Annotated in this window: 1 protein-coding gene (cut by a window edge); it reads left to right on the top strand. The window is 63.8% G+C overall.

Features of this window, described 5'->3' with window-relative positions:
• A protein-coding gene (locus SynMEDNS5_RS01095) for an autotransporter outer membrane beta-barrel domain-containing protein (protein ID WP_186583931.1) crosses the window boundary here: on the top strand, window positions 1-20347 show its 3' portion. The gene continues 5252 nt to the left of window position 1, outside the view; only the last 20347 of its 25599 coding nucleotides appear in the window; its start codon lies off the left edge, out of view; its stop codon occupies window positions 20345-20347.
• Window positions 20348-20352: the final 5 nt, after the last annotated feature.

Raw genomic sequence — 20352 nt, 5'->3', positions numbered from 1 at the left:
TTCAGAGTTTTCCTTCGGCGCATCAGCAGGTGTCGCCGGCGAGGGTGGAGGCGGTGGATCAGGCGGTTCAATCAACGGCAGCCTGGTTGGCCAAGTGATCACCCAAGGTGATCAATCCTTCGCACTCTTCGGCCAGTCGGTCGGCGGTGGCGGTGGCGCGGGTGGTTCCGTTACCCAAGCCCAGTCCTCAGCTGGAGGCGCAAACATTTCCGCCTCCGCGTCCTTCGCCATGGGTGCCTCCGGTGGCGATGGCGGTGATGGAGGCAACATCAATCTTTCTGTACCTGGTCGTCTGGTGGTCTCCACCGGCAACAGCGCACTTGGCACGGGCGATGGCGCCACTGGCATCCTCCTCCAGTCCATTGGTGGCGGTGGCGGACAAGGTGGCTCGATCACCGGTAGCAATGCCACCACCAACGCCTCCAACACCAACTTCTCCTTTGGTGGGCAGGTCTCCCTCGCTGGCCAAGGCGGGGCTGGTGGCAGCGGTGGTTCTGTTCAACTCGGCAGCAGCGGCCAACGCGCTGATCTTGGGATCCAAACCGCTGGCGATAACGCCTCAGGACTCTTCCTTCAATCCGTCGGCGGTGGCGGTGGTGTCGGTGGTTCCGTTAACTCCGCCTCGGCTGCTGCTGGCAACCTCTCCGCCTCCTTCTCCATGGGCGGCGCTGGCGGCAGCGGCGGCAGTGCCAACACCGTCAATCTTTTCGCTGACGGCACCTTCCTTACCGCTGGCAAGAGCTCCTACGGCATTCTTCTCCAGTCCGTTGGTGGCGGTGGTGGACAAGGTGGCTCCGTCACCTCCAATGCGTCCTCCCAGGCCAAAACTGCCAATTCCGTCTTCTCCTTCGGGGCCAGCGCTGGTGTCTCCGGAAGTGGTGGTGGTGGTGGGTCAGGCGGAGCCGTTGGTGGCTCAATCGCTGGCACCATCAAGACCCTCGGCGACGGCTCCATCGGTCTCTTTGCCCAATCCGTTGGTGGCGGTGGTGGTGCCGCTGGTTCGGTCACCAATGCCGGTAGCGCCGGTGGTGCCAACATTTCCGCCTCCGCGTCCTTCGCCATGGGTGCCTCCGGTGGCATCGGCGGACAAGGTGGTTCAATCAATTTCGCCGTTCCGTCCAGGCTCGTCGTCAGCACCGGCAACAGCGCACTTGGCACGGGCGATGGCGCCACTGGCATCCTCCTCCAGTCCATTGGTGGCGGTGGCGGACAAGGTGGCTCGATCACCGGTAGCAATGCCACCACCAACGCCTCCAACACCAACTTCTCCTTTGGTGGGCAGGTCTCCCTCGCTGGCCAAGGCGGGGCTGGTGGCAGCGGTGGTTCTGTTCAACTCGGCAGCAGCGGCCAACGCGCTGATCTTGGGATCCAAACCGCTGGCGATAACGCCTCAGGACTCTTCCTTCAATCCGTCGGCGGTGGCGGTGGTGTCGGTGGTTCCGTTAACTCCGCCTCGGCTGCTGCTGGCAACCTCTCCGCCTCCTTCTCCATGGGCGGCGCTGGCGGCAGCGGCGGCAGTGCCAACACCGTCAATCTTTTCGCTGACGGCACCTTCCTTACCGCTGGCAAGAGCTCCTACGGCATTCTTCTCCAGTCCGTTGGTGGCGGTGGTGGACAAGGTGGCTCCGTCACCTCCAATGCGTCCTCCCAGGCCAAAACTGCCAATTCCGTCTTCTCCTTCGGGGCCAGCGCTGGTGTCTCCGGAAGTGGTGGTGGTGGTGGGTCAGGCGGAGCCGTTGGTGGCTCAATCGCTGGCACCATCAAGACCCTCGGCGACGGCTCCATCGGTCTCTTTGCCCAATCCGTTGGTGGCGGTGGTGGTGCCGCTGGTTCGGTCACCAATGCCGGTAGCGCCGGTGGTGCCAACATTTCCGCCTCCGCGTCCTTCGCCATGGGTGCCTCCGGTGGCATCGGCGGACAAGGTGGTTCAATCAATTTCGCCGTTCCGTCCAGGCTCGTCGTCAGCACCGGCAACAGCGCACTTGGCACGGGCGATGGCGCCACTGGCATCCTCCTCCAGTCCATTGGTGGCGGTGGCGGACAAGGTGGCTCGATCACCGGTAGCAATGCCACCACCAACGCCTCCAACACCAACTTCTCCTTTGGTGGGCAGGTCTCCCTCGCTGGCCAAGGCGGGGCTGGTGGCAGCGGTGGTTCTGTTCAACTCGGCAGCAGCGGCCAACGCGCTGATCTTGGGATCCAAACCGCTGGCGATAACGCCTCAGGACTCTTCCTTCAATCCGTCGGCGGTGGCGGTGGTGTCGGTGGTTCCGTTAACTCCGCCTCGGCTGCTGCTGGCAACCTCTCCGCCTCCTTCTCCATGGGCGGCGCTGGCGGCAGCGGCGGCAGTGCCAACACCGTCAATCTTTTCGCTGACGGCACCTTCCTTACCGCTGGCAAGAGCTCCTACGGCATTCTTCTCCAGTCCGTTGGTGGCGGTGGTGGACAAGGTGGCTCCGTCACCTCCAATGCGTCCTCCCAGGCCAAAACTGCCAATTCCGTCTTCTCCTTCGGGGCCAGCGCTGGTGTCTCCGGAAGTGGTGGTGGTGGTGGGTCAGGCGGAGCCGTTGGTGGCTCAATCGCTGGCACCATCAAGACCCTCGGCGACGGCTCCATCGGTCTCTTTGCCCAATCCGTTGGTGGCGGTGGTGGTGCCGCTGGTTCGGTCACCAATGCCGGTAGCGCCGGTGGTGCCAACATTTCCGCCTCCGCGTCCTTCGCCATGGGTGCCTCCGGTGGCATCGGCGGACAAGGTGGTTCAATCAATTTCGCCGTTCCGTCCAGGCTCGTCGTCAGCACCGGCAACAGCGCACTTGGCACGGGCGATGGCGCCACTGGCATCCTCCTCCAGTCCATTGGTGGCGGTGGCGGACAAGGTGGCTCGATCACCGGTAGCAATGCCACCACCAACGCCTCCAACACCAACTTCTCCTTTGGTGGCGGAGTCTCCCTCGCCGGAACCGGTGCCAGCGGAGGGGTCGGAGGTTCCGTTCAACTCGGCAGCAGCGGCCAACGCGCTGATCTTGGGATCCAAACCGCTGGCGATAACGCCTCAGGACTCTTCCTTCAATCCGTCGGCGGTGGCGGTGGTGTCGGTGGTTCCGTTAACTCCGCCTCGGCTGCTGCTGGCAACCTCTCCGCCTCCTTCTCCATGGGCGGCGCTGGCGGCAGCGGCGGCAGTGCCAACACCGTCAATCTTTTCGCTGACGGCACCTTCCTTACCGCTGGCAAGAGCTCCTACGGCATTCTTCTCCAGTCCGTTGGTGGCGGTGGTGGACAAGGTGGCTCCGTCACCTCCAATGCCTCAGCTTCTGCCGATTCCGCCAATTCCGTCTTCTCCTTCGGGGCCAGCGGTGCGATTGGCGCCAATGGGGGTGGAGGTGCTTGGGGGCAAACCGTCAATGCCTCGCTTTCCGGGTTAATCGTCACTGAAGGAGACAGCTCCATCGGTCTATTCGCCCAATCGATCGGTGGCGGTGGTGGCGCTGGTGGTTCCGTCACCAATGACGCCACCGGCTCAGGCAATGCATCCATCACAGCGTCTGCAAGTTTCGCGATGGGTGGCGCCGGTGGAAGCGGTGGTTCTGGCGGAAGGGTCAACTTATTCACCCCTGAAGCCCTCTCCATCGCCACCGGCAACAGCACGGCCGGGAGTGGCGATGGTGCCCATGGCATCCTGCTCCAGTCTGTAGGCGGTGGTGGTGGCACGGCGGGATCCGTGATCGGCAGCAATGTCAGCACCACTGCCTCCAACACCAACTTCTCCTTTGGTGCCAGCGGCACCGTTACCACCGACGGTGGCAACGGCGGTATGGGCAGCGATGTTCAGCTGGGCAGCGGCAGCCAGGTCGCAGATCTCACGGTTCAAACAGCAGGAGACAATGCCATTGGCGTCTTCCTGCAATCGATCGGAGGTGGCGGAGGTGCCGGAGGCTCAGTGAACTCCGCAGCCTCTTCTGGTGGCAATCTGTCTGCCGCCTTTGCAATGGGTGGCGATGGAGGAAGTGGAGGTATCGCAAGCAATGTGAGCCTGTTCGCGGATGCCACCGTCGTAACGGGTGGAAATGTTTCCCACGGTTTATTGCTTCAATCGATCGGCGGTGGTGGCGGACAGGGTGGTTCGATCACCTCCAATGCCTCAGCTTCTGCCGATTCCGCCAACTCCAGCTTCGCCTTCGGTGCCAGCGGAGGCGTTGGCGGATCCGGTGGCAATGGCGGTCAGGCCGGTGCGGTAGAGGCCCTTCTCAATGGTGCGATCACCACTGGTGGTGATCAATCAATGGGTGTGCTGTTGCAATCCATCGGTGGTGGAGGTGGTTCTGGTGGAGCTGTCACGAGTGCGGCATCCGGAGGTGGGAACGCCAGTTACTCAGCTGGTGCCGGTTTCTCCATGGGTGGTTCCGGTGGTTCCGGTGCAAGTGGCAATCGTGTGACGCTTCAGAACGGACCCTCCGACACCCTCACGGTCGTCACAAGCGGCACCGGCAGCAACGGAATCCTCCTTCAGTCCATTGGTGGCGGTGGTGGGCAAGGTGGCTCCGTCACAGAGCAAGCCTCGAACAGCACCACCAATGCACAACTGGGAGGCCTGGCATCGTCAGTGTCGGGGAGTGGAGGCGGTGGAGGACGAGCCGGTGTGGTGAACCTGAACATGGGGAATCTGCGCATTGGCACCTCTGGCGACAACGCAAAAGGACTCATCGCACAATCCATCGGTGGCGGCGGTGGCAGCGCCGGCAGCAGTACGAACAACGTTCAAGGGGGTGACGTTGGGCTCAGCGTTGCTATAGGCGCCAGTGGTGGTGCCGGTGGTGACGGCAACATCATCAACATCACCACCCGCGATGGCCTCATCAGCACAAGCGGAAATGCCTCCACAGCAATGTTCATTCAGTCCGTTGGTGGCGGTGGTGGTGATGCCACCAGCTTTGTGAACGGAACAGGAAATTCCACACTGAGCCTGAACGGCACGATCGGTGGCTCCGGTGGATCTGGTGGATCTGGTGGGGCAGTGACCGTGTCGAATGCGGCACGTCTGCAAACAACCGGAGACAACTCAATCGGCCTCTATGTGCAGTCGATCGGTGGCGGCGGTGGTGCCACCAGCCTGGCCGCTCCAGGTTCTGACAGCAACAACAGCTTCAGTGGCTCCCTTCAAGTCGGCAGCAGTGGAGGGAGTGGTGGTGAGGGAGGAACTGTCAACGTTTCTAACTCCGGTGTCATCGTCACCACCGGGAGCCAATCGCACGGTTTACTCAGCCAATCCATCGGCGGCGGCGGCGGCCGTGTCAGTGTCAATTCAGCAATCGACACGGAGGGCACCACCGCCTCGCTCAGCTTCGGCGGCAGTGGTGGTGACGGCGGCAATGCCGGCAACGTGACCGTGAACAACAGTGGTTCCATCACCGCGACCGGCGATGCGGCCTACGGGCTTTACGCCCAATCAGTGGGTGGTGGTGGTGGCTCTCTCTCCAGCACGGCTCCCTTGAGCGTGTCCCTCGGCGGCAGTGGTGGCGGTGGTGGCAACAGCGGCAACATCACCATCACCAACGACGGCACCATCACCACCACCGGCACCAACGGCATTGGCATCATGGCTTTGGCCATCGGTGGGGGCGGTGGTGATGTGGGCAGTACCCGTGATGCCCTGAGCCTTGGGGCCAGTGGTGGCAACGGTGGAAGTGCCGCCAACATCACGATCACAAATCGTGGAGCGATCGAAACCTTTGGGAAAGGCTCCTATGGCGTAGTGGCCAAGAGCATCGGCGGAGGCGGCGGCCGCGCAACTGCCAGCATCAATCAAGGCACAATTTCCCTCGGTGGCAGCGGAGGAGCTGGCGGCAATTCCGGCAGCGTGGTGCTCACCAATACCGGCAACATCGCCACCTACGGTCCGTCGTCGATCCCGGTGTATCTCCACAGCATCGGCGGAGGCGGCGGTGACGCCCAGAGTGGCTTCGGCGACGCTGTGCTCGGCAGCAACGGTGCGGAAGGCCAATCCGGAACGACCCGCCTGATCAACACTGGCACCCTGGTGTCGAATGATCAGTTTTCACCAGCCATCCTGTACCAGGCAATCGGTGGCGGAGGCGGCAGCCTCGACAGTGCCAACGGCACTGTGGCGCTTGGCTCCCGCAACGCCGAGGGTCTTCAGAATGGCGAAGCCATGAGTCTTGTGAACCGGGGCACACTCATAACCCTGGCCGATTACTCCCCCGCGATGTTTACCCAGAGCATCGGCGGCGGTGGTGGCCGTGTCGCCCAAACCCAGGGCGGCGCCGTCAGCCTCGGCAGTGTGTCGGGCAGCAGCAGCGCCGATCTCTCGGGTGCAGCCATCAGCATTCAGTCGAACGGGGACCAACTGATCACCCGCGGTGACTTCAGCCCGGCGATCTCAGCTCAGAGCATCGGTGGCGGCGGCGGCTGGGTGGGCCCTGTGGAAGGTGATCTTCTGCTCGGTGCGATTAACAGCACCAGCGCCATGAATGGTGGCGCGATCTCACTCACTAACAACGCCACGATTATCACCACGGGCAACACCTCGGCGGGCATCACCCTGCAGTCGATCGGCGGCGGCGGCGGTTACACCGGTGCTGTGAATGGCAACGCCTCGATGGGCAGCCTGAGCAGCGGTGGCGCACAGAACGCTGATGCCGTCACCCTCACCAACACATCCTCGATCCTGAGCACCGGCAACTTCAGTCCTCTGATCAATCTGCAGAGCATCGGCGGCGGCGGCGGTCGGGCCGGATCGATCAACCGCACTCTCAACCTGGGCGCGGTCAACCTTTTTGGCACTGCCAATGCCGGTGATGTGTCGATGACCCTCAGCGGGGAAGCACTCACCAGCACCGGAGCCGCCTCCCCGGCGCTGGTGGCCCAATCGATCGGCGGCGGCGGCGGCAGCACCGCCCAGGTGACGGGCAACGTGACGATGGGCGCCAGCGGCAGCGGCAGTGCCAACGCAGGCAACGTGGTGGTGACCAACCGCAGCCAGATCAGTACCGAAGGGGCTGATTCCATGGGCCTGCTGGCCCAGTCGATCGGGGGTGGCGGTGGACTCGCAGGCCAGACATACGGCGACGCCCTAATCCTGGGCGGCTCGATGAGCGGCTCTAGCCAGGGCGGCTCTGTGACGGTCACCAACAACGCTGTCATCACCACGCTAGGCGTCAATGCAGCCGGCCTCGTGGCCCAGAGCATCGGCGGCGGCGGTGGTGCCGCCGCCAAGGTCACGGGCACCCTGAGCCGTCTTGGTGCCAGCGGCAGCACGCTTGCCAACGCCGGCGCGGTGACGGTGCGCAACAGCGCGGTGCTCCAGACCAGCGGCAACGGTTCCCCGGCCCTGCTGCTCCAATCGATTGCTGGTGGCGGCGGTGTGATCGCCGAAACCAATGCCCTGTCCAGCTACGACGTGACACTGGCGGGCAGCGACCTTGGCCAGGCGATCGCCGGCGATGTGACTCTGAACAACACGGGCAACGCCATCGTCACCGCCGGTGCCTACAGCCCCGGCCTTATCGCCCAGAGCATCGGTGGTGGTGGTGGCTGGTCGCTGCTGCGCAGCAGTCCCGATGCCCAACTCGGCAGCCAAGGCGGCTCCAGCCTGGGCGCCGGCAACGTGTCTGTGATCAACAACAGCACGATCATCACCACAGAGGATTACTCCACAGGGGCTGTGATCCAGACCATCGGCGGCGGCGGTGGCGTCACCGGCAACGCACTCGGCAACGTCACTCTGGGTGCCAGCGGCATTAGCGGAGCCCTTTCCGCCGGCGCGGTGAGCCTGCGCCAGAGCGGCAACATCGGCACCAGTGGGCTGAACTCCGCCGCCCTCGTGGTGCAATCGATCGGCGGCGGCGGCGGCCTGGGTGGTCAAGTGCTGGGCAATGCGGTACTCGGCATGAGCAGCACCAGCTCCGGTGTGGCCACGGCCGGAGATCTGAGCGCAGTGACCGAAGCCGATCGGCTCTTCACCCGAGGCGACAGCTCCCCGGCGATGGTGATTCAGAGCATCGGCGGCGGTGGTGGCTGGCTCGGCGATGTTGGCGGCAATGCCCGACTCGGTGATGACATGGGTGGTGCCACCAGCTCCGGAGCGATCACCCTCACGAATACGGTGACCACGATCGTCACCCAGGGCCAGAACAGCACAGGTCTTTTGGCGCAGAGCATCGCCGGAGGTGGTGGCTTCACCGGGATCACGTCTGGAGACGTCTTAACACTCGGTGGCACTTTGAACGCCAACAGCGTCAGTTCGGCCAGCAACGTGGCCTTGACCAGCCGATCGTCCATCGCGACCCAAGGCTTGAACGCGGCGGCCCTGGTGGTGCAGAGCATCGGCGGCGGTGGTGGTGCCTCCGCCACCGACAGCGGCAACGAGGTGATTCTCGGCGCCGATGCCTCCGAGGCCAGCAACGCCCGCGCCCAGGGTGGCGCCATCACACTCACCAACAGCGGTGATCTGCTCACCGCCGCCAACGGTTCCGCCGGCCTGATCGCCCAGAGCATCGGTGGTGGTGGTGGCTACATCTCCCAAACCGCCGGCACCGATGAATACACAGTGCGCGTTGGCAGCCGTGGCTCGGTCACTGCCAATGCCGGCGATGTCACGATCAACAACACCGCGTCACGCCTAGAGACCCTGAAGGATTTCTCTCCTGTGTTCACGGTGCAATCCATCGGCGGCGGCGGCGGCTATGCCCTGGTGAGTGCCCAGAGCCTCGCCAGCACCCGCATCGGTGCATCCAACAACAGCGCGAATGCCAATGGTGGCGCTATTGAAGTCACCAATACGGCCAATCTCGTGTCGTCGGGTGAGACTTCGGCCGCACTCACGGTGCAGAGCATCGGTGGTGGCGGTGGTGTGATCAGCTCCGCTTCTAACGGCCTGCTACTGGGCGGGCTCAACCTCACCGGCAATGCCAGCGGTGGTTCCGTGTCAGTCACCAACAGCGGTTCGGTGCTCACACTCGGCAATGTGTCGAGCGGCATGCTTGCGCAGAGCATTGGTGGCGGTGGAGGCAGCGTCGCCGCCAGCGACAGCGGCGATGTGCGGCTGGGCGGCGCCATCGCCAACAGCGAAGGATCGCAGAGCGCTGAAGATGTCAGCGTGAACAATCGGGGGCTGGCGATCGAAACACGTGGTGCTGGTTCCTTTGCCCTGATCGCCCAGACCATCGGCGGGGGTGGTGGCTATCTCGGCAGTTCCGCCAAGACCACCAAACTCGGTGGTGTGAACCTCAGCAACACACAGGCCGGCAACGTGTCTGTGACCAACACCAGCACAATCACCACCAGTGGAAATGCAGCCACGGTGCTGCTGGCCCAGAGCATCGGGGGTGGCGGTGGTGTGGTGAGTCTCACCAACGGCAATGAAGTCATCCTGGGTGGTGATGATCTGAGCAATGCCAGCTCTGGTGACATCACGATCACCAACAGCGGCGATCTGAGCTCCACTGGCATCACCTCACCACTCCTCACCGTGCAGACGCTCGGTGGTGGTGGCGGTTTCACCACCACCTACGCCAACACGGTGAAGCAAGCGCCGCTCACCCTCGGTGATCTCAACTCCCTTAACACCAATGCCGGCGATCTGACGATCACCAACAGCGGCAACCTGATCAGCACCGGCACTTCCTCCACCGGCCTGATCGCCCAGAGCATCGGCGGTGGTGGCGGCAACATCCGCCGGCTCGGACAACAACAACTCGCCAACAACCTCGTGCTTGGCGCCGAGGGTCTGGTGAACGGTTCCGGTGGCTCCATCAGCCTGCGCAACAGCGGTGCTCTGATCCAGACCGAGGGGGATTACGCCCGCCCAATGCTCGTGCAGAGCATCGGTGGCGGCGGCGGCTGGGTTGCCGGCAACGTGAGCAGCAACACCACCAGTCAGCTGGGTGCCAAGGGATCATCGGGAACGCTCGCGGCCGGCGATCTCACCATCACCAACGGCGCCGACATCATCACCACAGGCCTGAGTGCAGCGGGGATCACAGCGCAGAGCATCGGTGGCGGTGGCGGCGTGATCGGCAACCGAGCCGGCTCGATCAGCATGGGCATGCTGGACAGCACAGGCCTTGCCAGTGGGGGCTCGCTTGACCTCACCAACACGGGCTCGATCAGCACCTCCGGTAACGGCGCCGCCGGTCTGATCGCCCAGAGCATCGGTGGTGGTGGTGGCCTCGCCAACCAGATCTACGGAGATCTGGACCTGGGGCTTGACGGTTCCGGCGGCAGCGTCACAGCCAATGGCGGCGATGTGAGTGTGACCAACCGCGGTGCCGCGATTGTGACCCGTGGCGAAGGATCCCCTGCCCTGGTGAGCCAAAGCATCGGCGGCGGTGGCGGCTATCTCGGCTCCCAGCAGACCATGAACCGCGGCGGGCGTCTGGGCAGTGGTGCGTACGACCGGAACCGACTCACCGAAGTTCCCATTCCCCAGCTCGGCAGCGATTACACGCTCAATTCCGGGGCGGTGGACCTCACCAACCGGGCTGAGATCCTCACCAACGGCGGAACCTCTCCGGGGGTCATCGCCCAGAGCGTCGCCGGGGGTGGTGGCGTCACCGGCCTGATCCTCGACGGCATCCTCACCAACGGCATGAACGGACCGGGCCGGGCCAGCGCCGGCGACGTGAGCGTTGACAACAGCGGCCAGGTGATCACCAACGGCATCGGCTCGAGCGCCCTGCTGGCCCAGAGCATCGGTGGCGGTGGTGGTTTCTCCAGCGCTGACAGCAACGATGAGCTGTTCCTCGGAGCGCTGTATGCCCAACTGGCGGAAGCGGGCGATGTTTCGGTAACCAACAGCGGCAACCTCCAGACCAGCGGAGTGGGCTCGATCGGCCTGCTCGCCCAGAGCATCGGCGGTGGCGGCGGTGCCAATGCCTACGTCAATCCCGACACCAGCCTCAGCAGCAGCGACCGCCTGTACCTCTCCTCCTACTTCAGCAACGAAGGGAATTCCGGTGATGTCACTATCACCAACACTTCAACTCTGATCCGCACCAACGCCAACAGTTCCCCCGGCATGTTGGTTCAGAGTGTGGCTGGTGGCGGTGGTTGGTCGGCCCTCGTCGGCGAAACCACAGCCAATGCCCGGCTGGGGAGTCGCAGTGGAACCAATGCCAAGGCCGGCGACCTTGGCGTCACCAACAGTGCCGATGTAGTGACCGTGGGAAGTGATTCCCACGCCATCCGTTTGCAGAGTGTCGGTGGTGGCGGCGGTGCGATCAGCGCTTACACCAACGAAATACGCATGGGCAGCCTGGATGCAGCCGGCAACCTCTCCGGCGGCTCGATCAGCCTGCTCAACAGCGGTTCGGTGGGCACGAGCGGGGACACCTCGGTGGGTGTGAATGTGCTGTCGCTCGGCGGCGGAGGCGGCACTGTATTTGGGGGTGCGAGTCAAAGGGTGCAGATGGGCACGGTCACAGAGTCGGCCGTGGTGGCGGATGCTGGATCGGTCAACGTCCAGCAGACCGGCGCCCTGATCCGCACCGAGGGCGATGGCTCAAGTGGTTTGGCGATGATGAGCAACGGTGGTGGTGGTGGCTTCATCGCGAATGTTCGCGGTGACCTCAACGTTGGTTCACAGATCAGCAGCGGCAGTGCCCGGGGTGGGGCGATCAGTGCCATCAACAGTTCCCGGATCAGCACCGCAGGCGATTATTCCCCCGGTCTGATCCTGCTAAGCACCGGTGGTGGTGGCGCCATCACCGGCTCCGTGGGGAGCACCGACCAGCTGGTGAATGTGGGCAGCCGCGGCAAGGCCATCAGCGATAGCGGCGCGATCAGCCTGAACAACACTGCCGACATCACCACGGTTGGCATCGCCTCCCCAGCCTTGCTCGGCCAGAGCATCGCCGGTGCTGGTGCCTACATCCCCCTGAGCAACACCCCAAACTTCATCAAGCTCGGTAGCAATGGGGCCGGCTCCTCGCAAGCGGGTGATCTGACCATCAGCACCAGCGGCATCCTCCAAACCGAAGGGATTGGCTCCCAGGCCCTGATCCTGCAGAGCATCGGTAGCGGTGGCGGCTTCATTGGTGATGTGGACCTCGATGCCAGCAATTCCGGGGCGATCCTGATGGGCAGCCAGGGCAGCGTGAGCGCTTCCCTGGCGGATACCGCTGCGTCCTGGCAACAGTCCTGGCTCAATCTTCTATCAAGCATCAGCACCAACGAAAATTACGAGCTCTCCTTCCTCGACGACATCGATCTCGGCTTAACCGCCTTGATCACAGGTTCCGGTGGTGGTGGTGACGGTGGTGCCATCAACCTCGATGCCCGAGGCAGTCAGTTCAGCACCAAGGCCGACAATTCCTCAGTGGTGCTGGCCCAAAGCATCGGCGGCGGCGGCGGTTGGGTGCTGATCGACGAGGGTTCCACCTATTCCCTGCTCGGCTCCTTGCTGTCTGATGGCGGAGATGGTGGCTCTATCACTTTGACCATCGATGCCGACCTCATCAGCCAGGGCGATAACTCGCCAGTGCTGGTGAGCCAGAGCATCGGCGGTGGCGGCGGCTACGCCGGCTCCTCCCGCTACATCACCCGCCTGGGGGCGTCGCAAAGCAGCGGCAACATGGCAAGCGGTGCGATCGAAGCCGACTACAGCGGCGTGATTAGCAGCAGCGGCAACTACGGCATCGGTCTGGTGCTGCAAAGCGTGGGCGGTGGCGGTGGCATGGCCGACAACGTGGACGGCGCCGCCCTGCTCGGTGCCACCGACATCACCAGCAGCGGCAGCTCTCTCGATGGCGGCGCCATCACCGGGCGCAGCAGCGGATCGATCAGCACCCAGGGCAACAACGCTCCGGGTCTGCTGGCCCAGAGCATCGGTGGCGGCGGCGGCCGTATCGGCAACGTGGATGGGGAGCTGCAATTGGGCAGCGACGCCAGCAGCGTGAGCCAGAGCGGTGGTGCTGTGACCATCACCAGCAGCTCCAGCATCACCACCCTGGGTGAAAACAGCACTGGCCTGTTGAGCCAGAGCGTCGGTGGTGGTGGTGGCATTGCCGGCATCAACACTTCGCTGTACTCCAGCTGGCTGGGTGCCGAGACCTCCTCGCTGAGCAGCGGCAGCGCCATCAGCCTCACCAGCGGCGGTGCGATCCGCACAGCCGGCAACAACGCCGCCGGCCTGGTGGCCCAATCGGTGGGCGGAGGCGGTGGTCTGGCCGCCCTGCTCAGCGAGGGTGTGACCGGTCAGAGCCTCATCCTCGGCAGCCGCACCGCCAGCGGGGCGAACAGCGGCGCTGTGACCGTCACCAACAACGCCGACGTTGTCACCTCCGGCGTAGCCTCCCCTGCTGTGCTGCTGCAGAGCCTCGCCGGCGGGGGTGGTGCCGTACAGGGACTGCAATCGGCGAACAGCGGCCTGATCCAGTTAGGCAGCAGCAACAGCAGCAGTGCCAATGCCGGCGCCATCAACTTCATCTCCAATGGCGGCAACACGATTGCCACCAGCGGGCTACGATCAACAGCCGCCGTTCTGCAATCGATCGGTGGTGGTGGTGGTTGGTCGCTTGTGGACAGCCTCTCTTCCGCGACGCTCGGCGCCAGCGATCTCAGCTCCGGCACCGGTGGCGCCGTGAGCGTGATCCTGCGGGGCCAGCTGCAGACCACCGGGAACATCAGCCCCGGCCTGGTGGTGCAATCGATTGGCGCCGGTGGCGGTTTCGCCGGCGATCTCGCCACCGACGCCACCCTCGGCAGTTCCGGCAGCAGCGGAAATCTGGGCATCGCCGGCAACAGCGGCCTGCTCTACCCCGTGGCCTGCCGCTTCGGCAGCTGCCCCGATCAAGCGGTGGAGCAAGCCATCCTGATTGATATTCAAGGCGATCTCATCACCACCGGCTCCACCTCCCCGGTGATGCTGGTGCAGGCGATCGGTGGCGGCGGCGGACGACTCGGCACCGTTGGCGGCAACGCCACGCTCGGCATGACCAACGGCAGCGGCAACGCTGATGGCGGTGCCATTCGCGTGATCAGCAATGCCGGCGCCTCGATGACCTCCACAGGCGACGACTCCGCCGCTCTGGTGGTGCAATCGATCGGTGGCGGTGGGGGCAGTGTCAACTCCGTGGCCGGTGATCTCATCCTCGGAGGCAACGGCAGCGGCTCCCTGCGTGCCGGCGCGATCTCCCTCAACGGCCCCTTCACAGCCATCACTCAGGGTGCTGAAAGCCCCGGAGTTGTGCTCCAGTCAATCGGTGGCGGTGGCGGCTACGCCGCTGATGTGGCCGGCAACCAGCTGAACCTCGGCACCGTGAGCATCGCCGACACCTCTGCCGGCAACGTCCAGGCGATCAGTCGCAACTGGCAGATCAGCACGGAAGGCCGCAACAGCCCCGGCCTCACCCTGCAGTCGATCGGTGGCGGTGGCGGTGTGGGCTTCACCTCCAGCGGTTCCGTGAGTTTGGGGGGGGATGTGGTCGGCACCACCACAGCCGGCAGCGTCAGCCTCACCTCCAAATTCGACTCCCGCATCCAAACCACCGGCACCTCCTCTCCGGCGGTGATCGCCCAGTCGGTCGGTGGCGGTGGCGGTTACGTGGGCGGTGACGGCAGCGGCAGCGCGGCCCTGGTGGAACTTGGCGGCGCCGGACAGCAGGTCGGCAGCAGCGGCCCGGTCGATCTCTTCTTCAGCAGCGGCAGCAACCTGGTCACCGCCGGCGTGCAATCGCAGGGTGTGATCGCCCAGAGCGTGGGCGGTGGCGGTGGCTTTACCTCCCAGAACGGCGCAACGATCCGCCTCGGGATGGATGGGGGTGTCGCCAATTCCAGCAACGTCGCCATCGACAATCGCGGCCGGATCACCACCCTCGGCAACAACTCGGAAGGTGTACTCGCCCAGTCGATCGGTGCCGGTGGGGGCACCGCTGGCGCCAGCAGCTCCTCACTCCGGCTCGGTGCCGTCAATGCCAGCGGCAAGGCCGGCGATGTAGTGGTGAACAACCAGGGCGGCACGATCAGCACCGCAGGCCTCTACAGCATCGGCGTTGTGGCCCAATCCGTCGGTGCGGGTGGCGGTCGCGTCGGTTCCGCCAGCGGCTCCATGACCCTCGGCGCCGACAACGGGCGCGGTGATGGCGGCAACGTCATCCTCAACAATGCTGGCGGCGTGATCGCCACCAGCGGCGACTACTCACCCACCTACCTCATGCAGTCCGTTGGCGGCGGCGGCGGCATGGTCGGCCTCGGTAATTCCAGTGGCAGCGGCACCGTCATCCTTGGCGGCAACACCAATGGCACCGCAGGCTCCGGCGGCACACTCACCCTCATCGAGGGCGGCGGCACACTCCAGGCCACAGGCGCCTTCTCCCCTGGCGTTATCCACCAATCCATTGGTGGTGGCGGCGGCTGGATCGGCAGCGTCCCCGCTGGCACCGTTCAGCTCGGCGGCCTCACCACTGGAACCTCCACAGGTGCCGACCTTGCGCTCACGCTCCCCTTTGAAGTCGCCACCTTCGGGGCCAACAGCCCCGGTGCAGTCCTGCAATCCATCGGTGGTGGTGGCGGCATCGTCGCCGATGTCGGCGGCAACGTCACCATCGGTGGCACCCAGCTAGCAGGGGTTGATGCCTCCGCAGGCTCCCTCGCTTACACCCAGCTCTCCCGCAGCATCACCACCACCGGTAATGACAGCCCGGGCGTTGTGCTGCAATCCATCGGTGGTGGCGGTGGTCTGCTCGGCGCAGTGGACGGCAGCCTCACCACAGGCAGCACCTCCGCACTCCTCAGCGATGTCCGTGCTGGTGCCATCACCGCCAGCAGCGGCGCACCCATCGCCACCGCTGGCGTCAGCTCACCTGGCTTCACCATTCAATCCATCGGCGGCAGTGGCGGCCTCATCGGTAGTGCTCCCACCGCAGTCTCCGCTGGTGGCTCTGGCTTCGGCGACAGCCGCTCCGGTGCCATCGCCTTCTCCAATGCCGGAGCCATCAGCACCACAGGCGACAATTCCACCGGCGTGATCCTGCAATCGATCGCCGGAGGCGGCCTCTACACCACCTCCGCCGGCGGCAATGCCATCAACCTCGGCGGCTCCGTCATCGGCAACAACGACGCCGAAAGCATCACCTTCTCCACCAGCGCCCCGATCGCAACTGGTGGCAGCAATTCCGCAGCTGTCGTCGCCCAATCGATCGGTGGTGGTGGTGGCGCTGTCTTTGGCCTTAAAGGCGCAGAAGCCACCACAGTCAACCTTGGTGGCGATCGCGCGACACGCAACACAGGTGCCGATCTTGATCTCAGCATTGAGGATGCCCTCTCCACCTTCGGAGCCCTCTCTCCAGCCCTGATCGCACAGACCATCGGTGGTGGTGGCGGGTATGCACCCATCAACAGCGCCAGCGCCACCGCTGGTGCACGTACCAGCACCGCGCTGGATGGCGGTGCCATCAACATCAATCTCAGCGGTGAGCTCTTCACAGCAGGATTCGGCAGTGATGCTCTACTCGCCCAATCCATTGGTGGTGGTGGTGGACTCGTCGGCGAAACATCCACCGCTCTCAACCTTGGCAACAGCAATGGAGGTGCTGGCGATGCCGGCGATCTGAGCATTAGCAGCACCGGCACGATCACCACCACCGGTGATCAATCCATCGGAATCTCTGCTCAATCCATTGGTGCAGGTGGTGGCCGCGCAGGCACGGCTGGCGGAAGCGTCACCCTCGGTGCGAATGGAGGTCGCGGTAACGCCGGTAATGTCTCCCTCGATCTCGCCAGCAATGGCGGTAACGGCTCCGTCGTCACCACTGGACGTCAATCACCTGCCTTCGTTCTCCAGTCCGTCGGTGGTGGCGGCGGCCTCGTCTTCCCAAGCTCCAAAACAAGCAGTGGCAACCTGCTCCTCGGCGGCGGCAGCCTCGGAAGCGAGGGCAGCGGTGGCAGCATCAGCTTTACCGCCGGTGGCAGCAGTGCCATCACCACCACCGGCACTGGCTCCAGCGGCCTCACCTATCAATCCATCGGTGGTGGTGGTGGCTACACCGGCAGCACCAGTGCTGACGCACAGATCGGCGGCCTCTACAGGGGCACCTCCACAGGCGCCAGCCTCACCCTCAGCAGCCAGATCGATTCCGCCACCAACGGCACTGATGCTGCTGCTCTGATGATTCAAACCCTCGGCGGCGGCGGCGGCCGCGTTGGTGATGTGGGCGGCAACGCCAACCTCGGTGGCACCTCTGCTCTCCTTGGCACGCCCAATGGTCAATCCGGCAATCTTGAGATCACCCTGAACTCCAATCTCACAAGCGCTGGTGATCGCAGCGCTGGCGCCATCATCCAAACCATCGGTGGCGGTGGCGGCCTCGCCGGTGCCATCGGCGCTAATGCCAACCTCGGCGGCCTCGGACGCGGCAATCGCTCCGCTGGTTCCCTCGCTCTCTCCATCGATAACCGCGTTGGCTCCGCTGGTTCCAACTCCCCTGCCCTTCTCGCTCAATCCATCGGTGGTGGTGGCGGCAGCCTCGATACCGTCGCCGGAAACCTCTCCCTCGGACGCAATACAACCCTCACTTCTCCCAATTCAGGCAATACCTCCGCCGCTGCTCTCTCCCTCTCCCTCAACTCCGGCGCTCAGCTCTTCTCCTCCGGTAACACCAGCCCAGCCTTCATCGCGCAATCCATCGGTGGTGGTGGTGGCTTCGCGGCCTCCACCACAGGCTCTGTTCAACTCGGTGCTGGCGGCACAGGCACCCTCAACGCTGATGCCTCCGCTGGCGCCATCTCCTTCTCCAATACAGGCGCTGCTATCTCCACCTCTGGAAACCTCTCACCTGCTGTCGTCCTTCAAACCATCGGCGGCGGTGGCGGCTACACCACAGGCGGCACCAGCACTTCCTTCTCCGCCACCGGCCACGCCGGTACTTCCACCGCTTCTGCGGACATCTCCGCCTCCAACTCCGGCATCATCTCCACCTCCGGTGACAACAGCTTTGGCCTTCTCCTCCAGACCATCGGCGGTGGTGGCGGTGTCAGCGGGTCCTCCTCTGGTTCTGTTTCCCTCAACAACACCAACACAGCCTCCAACTCCGGTTCCATCTCCTTCTCCAACACAGGCACCATCGCCACCAGCGGCACCGGATCCCATGCCGTCGTCGCTCAAACCATCGCCGGCGGTGGTGGCTTTGTCTTTGGCGGCGTCAGCAAAGACGACAGCACCTCACTGCTCGGCAATCCAACCGGTTCCTCCGGTGATATCAACATCGACAACAGCGGCGTCATCACCGCTTCTGGCACCAATGCCGTTGCACTGCTCTTCCAAAACGCCACAGGCGGCGCTTTCCTCTACCAAAACCCCGATGGCTCAGTCAGCGCCATCACCGAGGGCGTCATCGATGGCACATCTCCAGCCGGTGAAGTCGTGGTTCGCAACAGCGGCGTGATCCAGGCCACAGGCCAAGGCGGCGTCGGCATCACCAAGAGCACCAACCTCCTCAGCAGCGGCAACCTCCGCGTTGAAAACGCCGCTGGTGCCGTCATCCAAGGTGGTGATGGCGGCTCGGCCATCAACCTCCCCACCAGCCGGGTGGAGCGCGTCAACAACTACGGCACCATCATCGGCGGCTCCGATGGCACCAGCCCTGCCATCACAGGACCAGGCGGCCCTGATGAAATCAATAACTACGGCGAAATCTCCGGTGACATCATCATCCCCGGCATCACCCGCAACATCTACAACGCTCCTGATGCCCGCATGGAATCACAGCTCGTTGATGCCAACGGCAACGTCACCCTCACCCAAAGCGGTGTCATCAACCCCAACGGCGAATACCGCATCGGCAACCTCGTGGTCAACGCCAACTACGACACCACTGACACCTCCCTCTATGAGGCTGATCTCGTCCTCCGCTCCGGCGAAACCGACAACCTCACCACCAACTTCCGCGCCAACCTCAACGGCACCGTTGAGCTCCTCGCCAACCAGGTCGGTCAGGCCATGCCTGGCACCTTCATCTCAGAAGGCATCGTCGATGCCAAGCAAGGCATCACCATCGGTGATCTCAAACTGGTCGCTCCCAAATCAGCTGTTGCATCCTTCAGTTTCGATCTCATCGACAACAACCAGGATCTCAGCTTCCTCTACACCGTGGATTACGCACCCAGCGGTCTCGATCCCAACAGCACAGCCGTCGGCCAGGCCATCAACGACATCCAAGCCGCAGGCAGCACCAACAAGTTTGAATCCACTGCCGCGCTGATCTTTGCTCAAGAAACCACCAACGATCTCAACTCCCTCTACCGCCAGCTCTCAGGCGCCACATCAGCCGCCTTCCCACAAGCCACCATCACCGCTGGTCTGGGCTTCCAGCAAGACGTCAACAACGCCCTCGACAGCGCCATCCTCAACCAACTCCAGCGCTGCATCGCCGAGGTTCAACAGCTCCAGCCCGATCAGGACTACACCGGTGATCCCGCCGATTGCGGCAAGTGGCGCAGCTGGGTCAATGCCGGCGGATCAGGGGCCACCACTCCCGCCAGCGGCAGCTCTGATCAGGCCGGATACAACACCACGGCCTTCAACACCACCATCGGCGCTGACACCCTGATCGGTTCCAACACACTGGTCGGTATCGCCGGACGCTTTGACAACCTCTGGACCACCACCGGTGAACCCAACACCTTTGGCGAAACAGAAGGCTGGAGTGGCATGCTCTACGCCAAGCAACGCCTCGGCTCCGCCACCTGGCTCACAGGCACCTTTGGCGCTGGTGGCTTTAACACCGACATCACACGCCAAGTCAATATCCCCGGTTACCCAGCCACTGAAAACGCCACCAGCAACAGCACCGCTCTCGGCGGCACTCTCCAAATCAGCCAGGTCATCAACACAGGCAACCGCGGCAGCCTCATCCCCTCACTCGGACTCAGCTGGTTGCAACTCAACCAAAACAGCTACTCCGAATCCACTTCCTCCAACAACCGCGCCTACCAGCAGCCAGGCAACCCCCTCATCGCCTACCCCGATCCAGGCAAGGCCAGCTACTCACTCCGCTACGACAACGTCTCCTACAGCTCCGTTCCTCTTGAGCTCGCCCTTGAGTTCAAGCAACCCTTCCAAACCAACGGCATGACCGTCATCCCACGCGTCTCCGTTGGTTATGCCTGGGATCTCGGTAACACCAACCGAGACCTCACCGCACAATTCACTGCCGCTCCAGGCTCCTCGTTCACCGTCGCAGGTGTTACTGCTCCTTCCTCTTGGTGGAACATCGGTCTTGGACTTGATGTCGTCATGAACGACAAGCTCAGCCTCTACGTCAACGGTCTCGGTCAGCTCTCTCCTGGCAGCACTGAATCCATCAACTACGGCGGTGGCTTCCGCTGGAAGTTCTGATCTCT

The organism is Synechococcus sp. MEDNS5 (genome assembly GCF_014279875.1).
Lineage (GTDB): Bacteria > Cyanobacteriota > Cyanobacteriia > PCC-6307 > Cyanobiaceae > Synechococcus_C.
Note: the sequence above shows the minus strand (reverse complement) of the source record. Positions and strands in the feature narration are given on the sequence as shown.